Annotated in this window: 13 protein-coding genes; 2 read left to right on the forward strand and 11 right to left on the reverse strand. The window is 72.3% G+C overall.

The window, feature by feature from the left end; genetic code table 11:
- Positions 1–7: 7 nt before the first annotated feature.
- Positions 8–1,255 carry an ATP-binding protein gene (locus CP981_RS15535; protein WP_085926359.1) on the reverse strand — a complete coding sequence of 416 codons (1,248 nt, stop codon included), beginning with the start codon at positions 1,253–1,255 and terminating at the stop codon, positions 8–10.
- Positions 1,256–1,271: 16 nt separating this feature from the next.
- Positions 1,272–1,952: a response regulator transcription factor gene (locus tag CP981_RS15540; protein ID WP_033266590.1), complete on the reverse strand. Its 681-nt coding sequence runs from the start codon at positions 1,950–1,952 to the stop codon at positions 1,272–1,274.
- Between the two features lie 504 nt (positions 1,953–2,456).
- On the opposite strand from CP981_RS15540, the gene CP981_RS15545 reads away from it, so the two are divergent.
- A complete protein-coding gene (locus CP981_RS15545; RefSeq protein WP_085926358.1) occupies positions 2,457–3,962 on the forward strand; it encodes a peptide MFS transporter in 1,506 nt (501 codons plus the stop codon).
- Between the two features lie 82 nt (positions 3,963–4,044).
- Here CP981_RS15545 and CP981_RS15550 read toward each other — a convergent pair whose 3' ends face one another.
- The 6 genes from CP981_RS15550 to CP981_RS15575 all read right to left on the reverse strand — a co-directional run bounded on the left by CP981_RS15550 (position 4,045) and on the right by CP981_RS15575 (position 9,831).
- Entirely contained in the window at positions 4,045–5,463 is a 1,419-nt protein-coding gene (locus CP981_RS15550) for a hypothetical protein (RefSeq protein ID WP_085926357.1), read from the reverse strand.
- Positions 5,463–6,728, reverse strand: coding sequence for a hypothetical protein (locus CP981_RS15555; protein WP_244329664.1), 1,266 nt, complete (start codon positions 6,726–6,728; stop codon positions 5,463–5,465). Before CP981_RS15555 ends, CP981_RS15550 begins: the two co-directional genes overlap by 1 nt.
- Positions 6,725–7,723: a COG1470 family protein gene (locus tag CP981_RS15560; protein ID WP_085926356.1), complete on the reverse strand. Its 999-nt coding sequence runs from the start codon at positions 7,721–7,723 to the stop codon at positions 6,725–6,727. The genes CP981_RS15555 and CP981_RS15560 overlap by 4 nt, the downstream gene beginning before the upstream one ends.
- A 105-nt stretch (positions 7,724–7,828) precedes the next feature.
- Entirely contained in the window at positions 7,829–8,542 is a 714-nt protein-coding gene (locus tag CP981_RS15565) for an LPXTG cell wall anchor domain-containing protein (protein ID WP_085926355.1), read from the reverse strand.
- 249 nt (positions 8,543–8,791) lie between these two features.
- Positions 8,792–9,292 (reverse strand): ATP-binding protein, encoded by a 501-nt coding sequence (locus tag CP981_RS15570; RefSeq protein ID WP_085926354.1) that lies wholly within the window; start codon positions 9,290–9,292, stop codon positions 8,792–8,794.
- Between the two features lie 170 nt (positions 9,293–9,462).
- On the reverse strand, positions 9,463–9,831 hold the full coding sequence (locus CP981_RS15575; protein WP_018093152.1) for an STAS domain-containing protein: 369 nt from the start codon (positions 9,829–9,831) through the stop codon (positions 9,463–9,465).
- A gap of 249 nt (positions 9,832–10,080) precedes the next feature.
- Here CP981_RS15575 and CP981_RS15580 point away from each other — a divergent pair, with 249 nt between their 5' ends.
- On the forward strand, positions 10,081–11,031 hold the full coding sequence (locus CP981_RS15580) for an RNA polymerase sigma factor SigF (RefSeq protein ID WP_425282131.1): 951 nt from the start codon (positions 10,081–10,083) through the stop codon (positions 11,029–11,031).
- A 159-nt stretch (positions 11,032–11,190) separates the two neighbouring features.
- On the opposite strand, the gene hutI is transcribed toward CP981_RS15580, so the two are convergent.
- Genes hutI through CP981_RS15595 form a run of 3 tightly spaced genes read right to left on the reverse strand, consistent with a single transcriptional unit; the run spans position 11,191 to position 14,953 of the window.
- Positions 11,191–12,372, reverse strand: coding sequence for an imidazolonepropionase (gene hutI, locus CP981_RS15585; protein WP_085926352.1), 1,182 nt, complete (start codon positions 12,370–12,372; stop codon positions 11,191–11,193).
- Between the two features lie 17 nt (positions 12,373–12,389).
- Entirely contained in the window at positions 12,390–13,745 is a 1,356-nt protein-coding gene (locus CP981_RS15590; protein WP_085926351.1) for a formimidoylglutamate deiminase, read from the reverse strand.
- Positions 13,736–14,953: an allantoate amidohydrolase gene (locus CP981_RS15595; RefSeq protein WP_244330044.1), complete on the reverse strand. Its 1,218-nt coding sequence runs from the start codon at positions 14,951–14,953 to the stop codon at positions 13,736–13,738. The genes CP981_RS15590 and CP981_RS15595 overlap by 10 nt, the downstream gene beginning before the upstream one ends.
- Between the last annotated feature and the right edge of the window lie 10 nt (positions 14,954–14,963).

Raw genomic sequence — 14,963 nt, forward strand, 5'->3', positions numbered from 1 at the left:
CCGCCGCTCACTCCTCGGTGGGCTCCGCCTCCCGGGCCAGGAACAGCGCGAAGACCGGCGGATGCTGCTGGAGCAGCTCCAGCCGGCCGCCGTCCGCCTCCGCCAGATCCCGTGCGACGGCCAGCCCCAGCCCGGTGGAGTTGCGGCCGGACACGGTCCGCTCGAAGACCCGTGAGCCGAGGTCCGCCGGCACCCCGGGCCCGGCGTCGGTGACCTCGACGACCGCCTGGTTGCCGGTGACCCGGGTCCGCAGCGCGACCGTCCCGTCGCCGTGCATCAGGGAGTTCTCGATCAGGGTGGCCAGTACCTGGGCGACCGCGCCGGGGGTGCCGACGGCCCGCAGCCCCTTCTTGCCGGAGCGCACGATGGCCCGTCCCGCGCTGCGGTAGGCCGGCCGCCACTCCTCGATCTGCTGCTTGACCACCTCGTCCAGGTCGAAGGCGACCGCCGAGCCGCTGCGCGGGTCCCGGGAGTTGGTCAGCAGCCGCTGGACCACATCCGTCAGCCGCTCCACCTGCGCCAGCGCGATGGTGGCCTCTTCCTTCACGGTGTCCGGATCGTCGGTGAGGGTGATCTCCTCCAGCCGCATGGACAGCGCGGTCAGCGGCGTCCGCAGCTGGTGGGAGGCGTCCGCGGCCAGCCGCCGCTCGGCGGTCAGCATCCGGGCGATCCGCTCCGCGCTGGCGTCCAGCACATCGGCGACCCGGTCCAGTTCCTGGACGCCGTAGCGGCGGTGGCGCGGGCGGGGGTCGCCGGAGCCCAGCCGCTCGGCGGTCTCCGCGAGGTCGGTGAGCGGCGCGGTCAGCCGGCGGCCCTGGCGGACGGCCAGGATCACCGCCGCGATGATCGCCAGCAGTGCCACGGCGAGAATGACCAGCAGCGTCCGGCCGATCTCCGCGCTGACCATGGAGCGGGACTCCTGGACCGCGACGGACTCACCGCGGTCGCCGCGCACCCGGGACTCGATGACATCGCCCGAGGGCCGCTTCCCGATCTCGATCGGCGTCTTGCCGGGCACCGAGATCCGCGCGTACCGCTTGGCGGTGATCTGCTCGGAGAGGATGTCCGGGGTGATCTTCTCGCCGCTGCCCAGCCGGCTCTCCACTATCCCGACGAGCCGGATCGCCTCGGACGCGACGCTCTCCTGCGCACCGGCCTCGATGGTGCGGGTCTCGACGATGACGAGCGAGACACCGAAGACGGCGATCACGACGAGCACCACGGCGAGCGTGGAGTTGATCAGGCGGCGGCGCACGGGTCAGCGGCTCTTTTCAGCTTTTTTCGAAGCGGAAGCCGACACCGCGGACGGTGGCGATGTAGCGGGGGTTGGCGGCATCGTCCCCGAGCTTCTTGCGCAGCCAGGAGATATGCATGTCGAGCGTCTTGGTGGAGGACCACCAGGTGGTGTCCCAGACCTCGCGCATCAGCTGGTCACGGGTGACGACCCGGCCGGCGTCCCGCACCAGGACCCGCAGCAGGTCGAACTCCTTCGCCGTGAGCTGGAGTTCCTCCTCGCCCATCCAGGCGCGGTGCGACTCGACATCGATCCGCACCCCGTGGGTGGCCGGCGGCTGCTGGGGCTCGGCGGTGGAGCCGCGGCGCAGCAGGGCCCGTACGCGGGCGAGGAGTTCGGCGAGCCGGAAGGGCTTGGTGACGTAGTCGTCGGCGCCGGCGTCCAGGCCCACCACGGTGTCCACCTCGTCGGCGCGGGCGGTCAGCACCAGGATGGGGAAGGAGTGGCCTTCGTTGCGCAGCCGACGGGCGACCTCCAGGCCGTCCATCCCGGGCAGCCCCAGGTCCAGGACGACGAGGTCGATGTTCCCCTGGAGACCGGCGTCGAGGGCGGTCGGGCCGTCCTCGCGCACCTCGACTTCGTAACCCTCGCGGCGCAGTGCGCGGGCGAGCGGCTCCGAGATGGACGCGTCATCCTCGGCGAGCAGTACACGGGTCATGGCCCGATGGTAGTCCGATGTACCGGCGCCGAGGGGCGGACCAGCGCGGATGGCCGACGACGGACCGTTCCTGCACCGATAGGGCCCTGAGCTGCACAAGCCTCGGGCGCGCGCGAGAGCGCGTGAGCGAACGGCCGGCGCAGATGGTTCCCCTCGGCGGTGTGACCGTTGTCTCACGCAGCCCCTCCCTGACAGAACGAGTCGTATGGTGGATGAACGTCCGTCGCACATTCCGGGACCTTTGACTCTCAACTGACGTCATCGGTCCCTCGTTGTGTCCGGGACCGCCACCAACGGCCCCGTCACACAGTGATCGACCTGCCGACCGGGTCCGGCGCGCTTGCCCCACGGGGGCGTGGATTCTGGGGTATGACCGTCCTGCCGGCCCTGAGGGTGCCGAACCTCCCGGACGTGGAGGCGGGCGGGACTACCCGGTGCCGGTCACCCCCCCACCCGGGCGCGTATCGCCGTGCGAACGCGTCCCGTAGCAGCAAGGAAGCATCCATGGCGTCCAGCCTGACGAAGGACGCTGCTCAGCAGGGGAACCCTGCGCAGGGCGGCAAAACCTTCTTCGGCCACCCCCGCGGACTGGCCACTCTCTTCATGACCGAGATGTGGGAGCGCTTCAGCTTCTACGGCATGAAAGCACTCCTCCCGCTGTATCTGATCGCGCCCGGCGGCATGCATATGCCGGCCACCACGGCCACCGCGATCTACTCCGTGTACATGGCGATGGTCTATCTGCTCGCCATGCCGGGCGGTTGGATGGCCGACCGCTTCTGGGGACCGCGCAAGACGGTCGCCATCGGCGCCGGAGTGGTCATCGCGGGCCACATCACGCTGGCCCTGCCCACCTCGGCGAGCTTCTTCGCCGGTCTCATACTGGTCGCGCTGGGCTCCGGCCTGCTGAAGGCGAACATCTCCACGATGGTCGGCCACCTCTATGACGGCCCGGAGGACCCGCGCCGTGACGGTGGCTTCACGCTCTTCTACATCGGCATCAACCTCGGCGCCTTCCTGGCCCCGCTGAGCATCGGCACCGTCGGCGAGAAGGTCAACTGGCACTTCGGGTTCACGCTTGCCGCCGTCGGCATGGCGCTCGGCCTCGCCCAGTTCCTGCTCGGCACCCGCCATCTGAGCGCGGAGAGCAACGTCGTCGCCCAGCCCGCGACGCCCCAGGAGCGGGCTTCCGCACTGCGCAAGGGCCTGATCTGGCTGATCGTCGCGGCCGTGTTCTACACCGTGCTCGCGCTGACCGGGAACTTCGCCAACTGGGCGCTGATGCCGATCACCATCGCCGGTCTGGTCATCCCGATCGCGGTGCTGGCCCGTATGAAGCGCGACAAGGAGCTCACGGACCTCGAACAGTCCAAGCTCTCGGGCTACATCTGGTTCTTCGTGGTCGCCGCCATCTTCTGGATGATCTACGACCAGAACGGCTCGACGCTGTCGATCTTCGGTGAGAACTCCACCACGAACGACCTGCTGGGCTTCCACTTCCCGACGTCCTGGTACCAGTCGCTGAACCCGATCTTCATCATGGCGCTGGCCCCGCTGGTGGCCTCGGCGTGGCTGTGGCTGAACAAGCGCGGCAAGGAGCCGAGCACCGCCGTCAAGTTCGCGTCCAGCCTCGCGCTGATCGGCGTCTCGTTCGGCGTCTTCCTCATCCCGCTGATCGACACCGCCGCCAACGGCGGCAAGGTCAGCCCGATGTGGCTGGTGGCGATCTACTTCGTCCAGACCGTCGGTGAGCTGTGCCTCTCCCCGGTCGGCCTGTCGGTCACCACGAAGATGGCGCCCGCCAAGTACGGCTCCCAGATGATGGGTGTCTGGTTCCTCGCGGTCACCGCGGGCGACTCGGTGGCGGGTCTGCTGACCTCGCCGCAGCTGAACGTCGACCTGAACACCTCGTTCTCGGTCGCCGTCGAGGCCTGCCTCGCGGTCCTCGCCGGCGTCGGCATCTGGACGTCCCGCAAGCGGGTCAAGCAGATGATGGGCAGCGTCAACTGACGCCTGCCGGCCCCGCACAACGGAAGGGGGCGTCGCACCACCGGTGCGACGCCCCCTTCGTGTGTGCCGTGGACGTACCGGGTCAGCGGACCTGCGTCCGGCGCCGCGGCAGGAACGTGAACACCGCGCCGCCCAGCAGGATCACGGTGCCGGCGACGAGGCCGAGCGCGGTGAGCGCGCCGTGGTCGCTCGCACCGGTCTCGGCGAGGCCGCCGCTGCTGCCGCCCGAGACACCGGCCGGTCCGGCGCTGCCGCCGGAGGCCGCCGCGCCGCCGGCACCGCCCGCCGAACCGCCGGACGTACCGCCCGGCTGCGCCGAGGTGTCCAGGGCGAGCGAGACGCCCGGGTCCTTCTCCGGGGTGCAGGTGGTGGTCGTCCCGAGGGCGTTGACGGTGAGCACGCCCGGGGTGAGCGTGGCCTTGCCGGTGGCCCCCGGCTTGTAGGTGCCCTTCAGATCAGGGATCTCGATCGGCTGGCCCGACTTGATGGGCCCGGCGTTCGTCGGCCCCTCGACCTTCACCGACCCCTTGTCCGCGCCGCCGACCTTGACGGCCATCGACGGCTTGACCGAGCCCTTGGGGATGTCCGCCGGGCTGTCCATGACGGACTTGCTGAACTTGACCGTCAGGTCGTAACCGCCGCCCTTCTTCACGGCGTTGATCCGGACCGGCGAGGTCGCCTTCTTGTCCCCGATCGGCGTCTTGCAGGCGTAGGGGACCTCGATCTCCTTGCCCTGGTAGGCGGTGCCGTCGGGGTCGCCGCCGGAGCCGCCGGAGGTCGAACCGCCGGACGAGCCGGCGGACGTACCGCCGTCGGTGCCGCCCCCGGAGGACGTCCCCGCCGAACCGCCGCCCGTGGTGGTGCCGCCGGTCGTCCCCGTCGTGCTGCCGCCGGTGGTGCCCGACGTGGTCCCGGACGTGCCGCCGCCGGTCGTGCCGCCGGAACCGCCCCCGCCGTCGGTCACCTTGATGGTCACCGCGGGCTGCACCGTCTCCTTCGGCGAGCACTTGGTGTCCGTCGAGATCGGCTGGTTGACGTTGATGTTGTAGAAGCCGGGCGTCAGGGTGACCTCACCCGGCTTCGCCAGCTTGAGCTTGCCCTTCATGTCGGACAGCTTCATCGCGCCGCCCTTGGGGATCGGCGGATTCTTCCGCGGCCCCTGCATCGCCAGATCGCCGGTCTGGGCCCCGGCCACCTTGATCGTGCCGGTCGGCTGGACGGTGTTCTCCCCCAGATCGAGGATGTCGGGGTTCTTGGAGGCCCCCTCGACGGTCTTCCAGACCACCTCGATCTCCTCGCCGACCTTCGCCGTCGCCGGCGCGCTGACCGCCACCTTCGTGGTGCCCTGGATCGGCGGCAGCCCGGATATCGGCGGCGGCAGACACTCCGTCTTGTACGACACCTCCGCGGCCTGGGCGGTCCCGGCCGCGGTCATGATGCCCGCACCCGCGAGCACCAGCGCGGCCGTCGCGGCCACCGCGGCTCTCCTCCGTTGCCTCATCACGCAGAACCTTTCGACGTCGGTCGTTCGGTTGATGTGGTGGTGGACGGTGCGGTGTCCGGGGTGAACCACGGCAGCGCGGCGGAGTCGTCCGGCGTACCGGTGCCGTCTCCGGTGCGCTCCCGCGCGGTTCGGTTCCTGATGCGTTTTCCGGCCGCGCCGGGCGGCCGGCCGGCGGCGTGGGTGCGTCCGGCCGGCCGCGGCCGGCCCGCGGAGCGCCCGTGGTCCCGGCCCGGCAGGTGCGGGCGGACCCGGTCCACGACGGCCATCCCGATGCGGAACACCGCCGTCGGGACCACCACGCAGAGCAGCACCCAGAACAGCGTCACGCCCCAGGGCCTGCCGACCCCCCAGGGCTGCTCGACCAGGACCTTGCCGCCGTATTTGAGGGAGACCAGATAGTCCCCGTGCGCGCCGGCCGGCAGCTCGACCGGCAGCCTGACCTCGGCCTTCTTCCCGGCGGGGACGGTCCCCCGCCATTGCTGCTCCGCCCATCGGGGCGCGAAGACGCCGTGGGAGGTGCCGACCTGGAAGACCGGGTCCTTGGCCGGCACCGGGCCGAGATTGCCGACGGTGACCCGCAACTCGCGCTGCGCCGGGGCGCCGAACCAGGTCAGCAGGTTGCTGCTGCCCGTCAGCCGGGGCTGGGCGACGACCGCCAGCCGGCCACCGGTGGGCTCCTTGGGCAGCGGCGCCACCGGGTGGCCGGCCACGGTGAACGGCGCCTCCGCGTCGGCCGCCGCACCGGTCACGGTCGCCACATGCACCACACAGGGACAGGGCTTGGGCGGTTCGGCGACCGGAAGCTTCCGGCGGAACGCTCCGTGCGCATCCGTGGTGACGGCACGCCCGTCGCCGTTGGCACAGGCGTTGGTGCCGCCGATCATGTTCTGTCCGCAGATCAGCAGCGTGAGCAGCGCCTTGGGCCGCCAGCCGCGGCCGGTGACGGTGACGCTGCCGCCCTTGCCCGCCTCCTTGGCGGAGAGCCGGACGGTGGGTTTGCCGTCGGCGGCGGTGACGTACGGGGCAAAGGCATACGGGACTTGGGCTGAGGCATACCGGGCGTGGGCGGCGGCGTACGGAGCGGCCTGCGCGGCCGCGGCCGGCAGCAGGGCGGGCGCGAGGGCCAGACACAGCACCAGCGCGGCCGCGGCCCGCCGTCTCCCCCGCCGAACGGCACGCTCCGCCGCGCGCGCCGCCCGGAGCGTCCCCGCACGGGCCCCGCCGCTGCCCGTCGACCTGCCCGTACCCGTCTCGCCGTTCACGCGCGCGCTCCTGATCCGCTGCTCGCCAACTCCGCTGCCGGGCCCGCCGCTTCCCCTGCGGGCGGCCGCGCCGCGCCGTCCCCGCTGCACACGGGTTCGCCGCCCCGTCCCTCGCCCGTCCCCTTGGCACGCCGTCGGCGGCGGCGGCGGACGGCCACCAGGCCACCCACGCCCGCCAGGAGGAACGCCGGCCCGGCGACGACGCCCCAGGGGAGCGCGGAGTACGAGGCGGTGGCGGACCCGTGCGCACCGCCGTCCGCGGTCACCGTGAGCCGCACCTTCACCGCGTCCAGCCCGGGCGGATCGGTCCAGGTCTCTGTCAGATCGGCACTCTGCCCGGGGGCCAGCCGGTCCGGCAGGGTGCGGGCGGCCCGCCGCAGCACCGGGCCGAAGAACCCGTCGGCGCGCACCGCGAGCCGCGGGGTGAGCACCGTGTTGCCGCGGTTGACCAGCGTGTACCGGATGACCGCCGCCCCGCCCCGGCCGCGCACCGCCACGTTCTCCACGGTCAGCGCGGCCAGCACCGGCCCGGTCACCCGCAGATGCACCGGTACGGTGTCCCGCCCGGCCGCCCCGCGCCCCGTGCCGCCCGCGGTCGCGACCAGCGCGGCGGAGTGCTCACCGGGGGCCGCGTCCGGCGGCACGGTCACCGTGAACGGGACGGTCGCCCGGGTGCGCGGCGGAACCGTCACCTCCTTGGCGGCGAACGCGAGCCATCCGCCGGAGCCGCGCAGCCGTACCGTGACGGCCCGGCCGCCGGGGTTGCGCAGGGACACCCGGTCGTTCATGACGGTGCCCGGCGCGCCCGCCAGGTAGAAGTACGGGCGGTCCCGGGCGCTGGGTGCGGCCCCGTCGGCGGGCGCGGGCGCGGCGGACCAGCCCGGCGTCGCCCCCGGTGCGGCGGCCGGCCGGGCCGCGGCCGCGGCGGGGCACAGCAGCACGGCGGCGGTCGCGAGGATCGCACCGCTGACCGCTGTGCGGGTACGGAACGGCATCGGCGGCTCCTGGTGCGAGGGGGTGCCTCCCCGTGCCGGCCGGGGAAGCGGGGCGTACGGGGCACGGCGGGGCACCGCGCGGGTCCTGGCCTCCCGCGCGGCGGGTCACACCCGCTGGTGACGGCGGGTCAGCCAGAGCGCCCCGGCCGCACCGGCCAGCAGCACCGTGCCGCCGAGGGTGCCCAGCGCGACGGCGGAGTCCGCGGGTCCGGTCTGCGGCAGCTGCCCGCCGGCGGAGCCGCCGCCGGTGGCGGAACCGCCGGTGCTCCCCGAGGCGCCGCCGGACCCCTTCACGTCCAGGGTCAGCGCGGGCCGGGGATGGTTGCTGGGCGTACAGGTCGTGGTGGTGCCCAGCGCCTTGATGGTGAGGGTGGACGCCGTGAAAGTGACCTTGCCGCTGCCCTTGGGCGTATAGGTGCCGCTCAAGTCACTGATCTTGATGGGGGTGTTGGCTGGAATGGCCTGGTCGTTCGGCGGCCCGGAGACCGGCACCGTACCGCTCTCCGCCCCGCCCAGCTGGATCAGCGCGGTCGGCTTCATGGCGCCCTTGCCCAGCTCGACCGGGCTGGAGGAGACGCCCTTCTGGAAGGACATGACGAGCTTGTACGCGCCGCTGGTGGCAGTGCTCTTGATGTCGATGGGCGAGACCGCGCCCTTGTTGCCGATCGGCGTTTTGCACTGGTAGTTGACGTCGACGACCTGGGCATGGGCGGCCGGTGCGGTGAGCATCACCGCGGACCCCGCCGCCATCGCCACGGCCACCGCGAGACCGGCCGCCCGGCCCGGGCGCCTGCCGTGCTGTTCGTAGAAGCGGGCCACCTCGGTTCCCCTTCTCCCGTGAGCGCACCGCCGGATGCAACTGACGGCACATCAGATTGGCCGCTCAAGGTACGCCGGGGACCTTGCCGAGGGAAGGCAATGCGCAGCCCCGATCGGCCCGGAGCCGGGGCGGCGGGGAAATCCGGCCTGGAGCGCGGCGGCCCGGGGGCGCCGAACGGAAGATTCCGCACACGACGAAGCGCGGGCCCACCGGCCCGCGCTCAACTCTCCCCCGGCGAAGCCGCCCCTTCAGGACGGCGCGGCGAGCTCCGCCCATACGGTCTTGCCCGCACCGTCGGCGTGGCGCACCACGCCCCAGTCCAGACACAGCCGCTGCACGATGAACATGCCGTGACCACCCGGGCGGCCCGGACGGTGGGGGCTGCGCGGCGCGGGCTGGCCGGCCCCGAGGTCACTGACCTCCAGGCGCAGCACTTTGCCGGTGCAGCGCAGCCGCAGCTCCTCGGGCCCCTCGGCATGCAGACAGGCGTTGGTGACCAGCTCCGAGACGACGAGCAGCACATCCTCCGCCGCGGCCCGCCGGTCCGCGCCGGCCGCCGGCAGCCAGCCCCAGTCGTGCAGGGCCTGCCGGGCGAAGTCACGGCCGCGCGCCACGGCCCCTCGGGCGCCCGCCAGGCGCAGCCGGCGGATCTGGCCCGCCGGGGGGGCTGCTGCCGGGGCGGCGGAAGCGCCGGCGCCGCCCGGCTCCGGGCCGAGATCGCCCGGCGGGTACGGCCGGGTGGTGCTCATCAGCGCTTCACCTCACCGATTCGCCTGTTCACGGAAAACAGATACTGACTGATTCAAGGATTCAGATGTCTCCTGCCCGACCGGGCGGTGAGAACACCCACTTCTTGGGTACGGAAGTTGTGACACGTACTACGTGCCCGGAATGCAACGTTCCGGGCTCCGCCGTCACGTCAGTCGGCCAGCGCCGCGTCGAGCGAGTCGTGCACCGTGAAGACCGCCTCCGCGCCCGTGATCTCGAAGACCCGGGCCACCACCGGCTGCATCCCCGCCAAATGCACCCCGCCCCCCTCGGCCTCCGCCTTCAGGCGCGCGCCGAGGAGCACGTTGAGACCGGTGGAGTCCATGAACTCAAGGGGTGAGCAGTCCACCACCAGGCGTGCATAGCCGTCGTCCACACAGCCTTCCAGTGACTCACGCAACAGATCAGCCGTATGGTGATCCAGCTCACCGGAGACCGTCACCACCGCGCTGGCGCCGTGATGGCGGATCTCGACGTGAAGCCGGCCCCGGCTTGCACTGCCGACCGTCCCGCGGTCCATGCGCGCGCACCCCTCTTGCTGTCTAGACGACTGTTTGCTTACCGACTGCGCTCCGTCGAACCCTACGCCTTCCCGACGCCTCTCGGTAGCCGAACAATCCGCATATTGCTCAATATACGGACAACACGCACTTGCCATCTTCAGCCAAAGCCAGGTAGGCGTAGAAGCACACATTCGAAACGGCCGGCTTTGGAGGCGCCGCACACCGCAGCTTCGCGTAGAGGCATCGGCAGCCATATGCCGAGAACGATGGAGGAGACCATGTCACCCCGGCTCGACGAATTGCGCACCGACGACACCCGGCAGCCCGCATCGTCGACACCCCCGTCCGACCCGACCGGACAGATCCCTTCCCAGCCGCTGCCTGCCGAATCAGATCTGGCAGGACTGACTGAGATCGATGATCTGCCCGAGATCCCGCCGTTCGACGAGGTGGGCCCGGTGGACGCGAGGGCTCTGTCCAAGACCCTCTTCGAGCGACTCGAAACGCTCGAGGAAGGCACCCACGAATTCGCGTACGTCCGCAACACCCTGGTCGAGCTCAACCTCGCGCTGGTGAAGTTCGCGGCCTCCCGGTTCCGCTCCCGCAGCGAGCCCATGGAGGACATCGTCCAGGTCGGCACGATCGGCCTGATCAAGGCGATCGACCGCTTCGAACTCAGCCGTGGCGTCGAGTTCCCGACGTTCGCGATGCCGACCATCGTCGGCGAGATCAAGCGCTTCTTCCGCGACACCAGCTGGTCGGTGCGGGTACCGAGGCGGCTTCAGGAACTGCGTCTGGACCTCGCCAAGGCCGGCGACGAACTCGCGCAGAAGCTGGACCGCGCCCCCACGGTGCACGAACTCGCCGCGCGCCTCGACATCAGCCGTGACGAGGTCGTCGAGGGGATGGCCGCGAGCAACGCGTACACCGCGAGCTCGCTGGACGCCCAGCCCGAGGAGGACGACAGCGAAGGCGCGCTGGCGGACCGCATCGGTTACGAGGACCACGGGCTCGAGGGCATCGAGTACGTGGAGTCCCTCAAGCCGCTGATCGCCGAACTGCCGCCGCGTGACCGCAAGATCCTCTCGCTGCGCTTCGTCGCCAATATGACGCAGTCCGAGATCGGCGAGGAGCTGGGCATCTCCCAGATGCACGTCTCCCGTCTGCTCTCCCGCACCCTCGTCCGGCTCCGCAAGGGGCTGATGATCGACGAGTGAGGGACCGCGGTCCCTGCCGGCCCACGCGGCCGGCAGTCGCCCGCGCAGAGGAGGGCCTGCCCCGGGGTACTCGGGACGGGCCCTCCTTTGCTGGTGCCTGCACGACGTCCGCCCCGGCTCGGTGGAGCCGGGGCGGACGTCATACGGGCGGTGCGGGCGTCAGACGCGAACTCCCTTGCGCCACACGGCCGATACGAGCGGGACGCCCGGCCGGTAGGCGAGGTGGACGTGCGAGGGCGCGTCCAGGAGGGCGAGGTCGGCGCGGGCGCCGGGGGTGATCCGGCCGACGTCCGTGCGGCGCAGTGCGCGGGCGCCGCCCGCGGTCGCCGCCCACACGGCCTCGTCGGGGGTCATTCCCATGTCGCGGACGGCCAGCGCGATGCAGAACGGCATCGAACTCGTGAAGGACGAGCCGGGGTTGCAGTCCGTGGACAGCGCGACGGTGGCGCCGGCGTCCAGGAGCGGGCGGGCGTCGGGCCACTGGGCGCGGGTGGAGAACTCGGCGCCCGGCAGCAGGGTGGCGACGGTGTCGGACTGCGCGAGGGCGTCGATGTCGGCCGCGCTGAGGTGGGTGCAGTGGTCGGCGGAGGCGGCGCCGAGTTCGACGGCGAGCTGGACGCCGGGGCCGTGGCCGAGCTGGTTGGCGTGCACCCGCGGCACCAGGCCCTTGGCCTGGCCCGCCATGAGGACGGCGCGGGCCTGGTCGCCGTCGAAGGCGCCCTTCTCGCAGAAGACGTCGACCCAGCGGGCGTGCGGGGCGCAGGCGTCCAGCATCGGGCCGGTGACCAGGTCGACATAGCCGGCCGGGTCGTCGGCGTAGTCGGGCGGGACGATGTGCGCGCCGAGGAAGGTGACCTCGTCGGTGTGCTCGGCGGCGATGCGCAGTGCGCGTGCCTCGTCGTCGACGGTGAGCCCGTAGCCGGACTTGGTCTCCTGGGTGGTGGTGCCCTGGCGGAGCGCCTCGGCGAGGTAGCGGGCGATGTTCGCGTGCAGGGCCTCGTCGGTGGCGGCGCGGGTGGCGGCGACGGTGGTGCGGATGCCGCCGGCGGAGTAAGGGCGGCCGGACATCCGGGCGTTGAACTCCGCGGTACGGTCACCGGCGAAGACCAGGTGGGAGTGGGAGTCGACGAAACCGGGGATGCCTGCCCGGCCGCCGGCGTCGACGGCGTTGTCGGTGGCGGGTGCTTTGCTGGAGGGACCGACCCAGGCGATGCGGTCGCCGTCGATGACGACCGCCGCGTCCTGGATCAGACCGAGGGGGCCTTCGCCGAGGGAGGGGTCGTTGGTGACGAGCTGGGCGATGTGGGTGATGGCGGTGGTGGGCGCGGAGGTCGTCGTCATCGCGGGGGTGTTCTCCTTCAGCCGCGTACGGCGGCGATGGATGCGGCGAGGGCGGTGGGTACGTCGGGGACAAGAGTGTGCACACCGTCCCGGACGATCTGCCGCCCGCCGACGATGGTGTGTCGTACGTCCGCCGCGGAGGCGGCGAATACTGCCGTCTCGGCGGCCAGCCGGGGCGGTGGCCCGGCGGTGCGTACGGAGTCCAGTGCGATCGTGGTGAGGTCGGCGAGCGACCCGGCCTCGATCGTTCCGGCGTCGTCCCAGCCCAGGGCGGCGTGACCGTCGGCGGTCGCGGCGCGCAGCAGGGCGGCGGCCGTCCAGTGCCCGCGGGTGCGGGTGCGCAGCCGTTCGTCGAGCTCCATGGCGCGGGCCTCTTCGAGCAGGTCGATGACGGCGTGGCTGTCGCTGCCGAGGGAGAGCGGGCTGCCCTGCTGCTGGACGCGGACGGCCGGGCCGATGCCGTCGGCGAGGTCGCGTTCGGTGGTGGGGCACATACACACGCCCGTGTGGGAGCCGCCGAGGAGCGCGATGTCCTCATCGGTGAGGTGGGTGGCGTGCACGGCGGTGGTGCGGGGGCCCAGCGCGCCGTGGTCGGCCAGCAGCCGGGTGGGGGTGACGCCGTGGGCGTCGCGGCAGGCGTCGTTCTCGGCGGTCTGCTCCGAGAGGTGGACGTGCAAGGGGGCCTGCCGTGCGCGGGCCCAGTCCGCGACGGTGCCGAGCTGCCCGGCGGGGACGGCGCGTACGGAGTGGATCGCGGCGCCGATGCGGGCGTGCGGGCGCTCCTTGAGTGCGTCGGCGCGCTCGGCCCAGCGGTCGGCGGTGCCGTCGGAGAAGCGCAGCTGGTGGTGGTTGGGCGCGGCCCCGAAGCCGGCCGAGAGATAGGCGGTGTCGAGGAGGGTGATGCGGATACCGGCCTCGGCGGCGGCGGCGAGCAGCGCCTCACCCATGGCGTTGGGGTCGCTGTAGCGGGTGCCGCCGGGCGCGTGGTGCAGATAGTGGAATTCGCCGACGCAGGTGATGCCGGCCAGCGCCATCTCGGCGTAGGCGGCGCGGGCGAGGGCGAAATAGGTGTCGGGGGTCAGCCGGTCGGCGACGCTGTACATGATCTCGCGCCAGGTCCAGAAGGTCCCGGTGCCGACCTGGACAGTGCCGCGCAGGGCGCGGTGGAAGGCGTGCGAGTGGGCGTTGGCGAGGCCGGGGAGGGTCAGGCCGCGCAGCGCGGTGGCGCCGGGCGGCGGGGTGTCCACGCCGGTGCGGACGGCGGTGATCCGCCCGTCCGCGGTGTCCACGGCCACGCCCGGCTCGACATGGGTGCCGAGCCAGGCGTGTTCGAGCCAGTACGTCGTCGGTGTTGCCTGCGGCGTCAGTGGCACGCCAGCCCCTCCAGTACGTCGGCGAGTGCGGTGACCCCGGCGACGCAGTCGTCCTCGTCGGCCGCTTCGGCGGGCGAGTGCGAGACCCCGGTGGGGTTGCGGACGAAGAGCATCGCGGTGGGGACGGTGCCGGACAAAATACCGGCGTCGTGCCCGGCGCCGGTGCCCAGGACGGGCACGGCCCGCTCCCCCGTCTTGCCGAGGATCGCGCTCAGCTCGTCCCTCAGGGCGTGCTGGAACTCCACGACGGGGGTGAAGGATTCCCGGACGACGGTCAGGTCCACCCCGTCGCGGGCGGCGCGCTCGGCGGCCGCCCGCTCGATACCGGTGATCACCGTGTCGAGGGTCTCCTGGTCGGCGGCGCGGGAGTCCAGCCAGCCGCGGACCAGCGAGGGGATGGCGTTGACGCCGTTCGGCTCCACGCTGATCTTCCCGAAGGTGGCCAGGGCCCCGGCCAGCCGGGCCTGTTCGCGGGCGGCGAGCACGGTCGCGGCATAGCTGAGCATCGGGTCCCGGCGGTCGTCGAGACGGGTGGTGCCGGCGTGGTTGGCCTCGCCGTGGAAGTCGAACCGCCAGCGGCCGTGCGGCCAGATGGCGGAGGCGATGCCGACCGCATCGCCGGACAGGTCCAGGGCGCGGCCCTGCTCGACGTGGAGTTCGACGAACGCGCCGATCCGCGCGAGCCGTTCGGGGTCCGGGCCGATGGCCTCGGGGTCGTATCCGGCGCGCTCCATGGCCTGCGGGAGGGTGGTGCCGTCGCCGTCCCGCAGCTGGTGGGCGGCCTCGGTGGTCAGCGCCCCGGCGGCGAGCCGGGAGCCGACGCAGGCCAGACCGAAGCGGGCGCCTTCCTCGTCGCCGAAGTTGACGATGGCCAGCGGCTTGCCGAACTCCGCTCCCCGGCTGCGCAGTTCGTCCAGCGCAGCGAAGGAGGAGACGACACCCAGCGGGCCGTCGTAGGCGCCGCCGTCCGGTACGGAGTCCAGGTGGGAGCCGGTGACGACGGCGTCGCCGGGAGCCACGTCCTGGTAGCCGGTGGCGCCGAGCCAGGCCCACTGGTTGCCGTTGCGGTCCAGTTCGTAGCTGAGCCCGCGGGCCTCGGCCTGGGCCCGGAACCACGCGCGGCAGTCGGCGTCGGCGCCGGTCCAGGCGTAGCGGCGGTAGCCCCCGGAGGAGGAGTCGCGGCCGAGGGGCCGCAGCTCCTCCCACATCTCGTGGAAC

This window comes from Streptomyces platensis, from assembly GCF_008704855.1.
Classification (GTDB): Bacteria; Actinomycetota; Actinomycetes; order Streptomycetales; family Streptomycetaceae; genus Streptomyces; species Streptomyces platensis.

Coding starts and splice junctions, on each gene's coding strand:
- CP981_RS15570 (WP_085926354.1), bottom strand. CDS start 9,292: ATGAGCACCACCCGGCCGTACCCGCCGGGCGATCTCGGCCCGGAGCCG.
- CP981_RS15545 (WP_085926358.1), top strand. CDS start 2,457: ATGGCGTCCAGCCTGACGAAGGACGCTGCTCAGCAGGGGAACCCTGCG.
- CP981_RS15595 (WP_244330044.1), bottom strand. CDS start 14,953: ATGTGGGAGGAGCTGCGGCCCCTCGGCCGCGACTCCTCCTCCGGGGGC.
- hutI (WP_085926352.1), bottom strand. CDS start 12,372: ATGACGACGACCTCCGCGCCCACCACCGCCATCACCCACATCGCCCAG.
- CP981_RS15580 (WP_425282131.1), top strand. CDS start 10,081: ATGGAGGAGACCATGTCACCCCGGCTCGACGAATTGCGCACCGACGAC.
- CP981_RS15540 (WP_033266590.1), bottom strand. CDS start 1,952: ATGACCCGTGTACTGCTCGCCGAGGATGACGCGTCCATCTCGGAGCCG.
- CP981_RS15575 (WP_018093152.1), bottom strand. CDS start 9,831: ATGGACCGCGGGACGGTCGGCAGTGCAAGCCGGGGCCGGCTTCACGTC.
- CP981_RS15560 (WP_085926356.1), bottom strand. CDS start 7,723: ATGCCGTTCCGTACCCGCACAGCGGTCAGCGGTGCGATCCTCGCGACC.
- CP981_RS15550 (WP_085926357.1), bottom strand. CDS start 5,463: ATGAGGCAACGGAGGAGAGCCGCGGTGGCCGCGACGGCCGCGCTGGTG.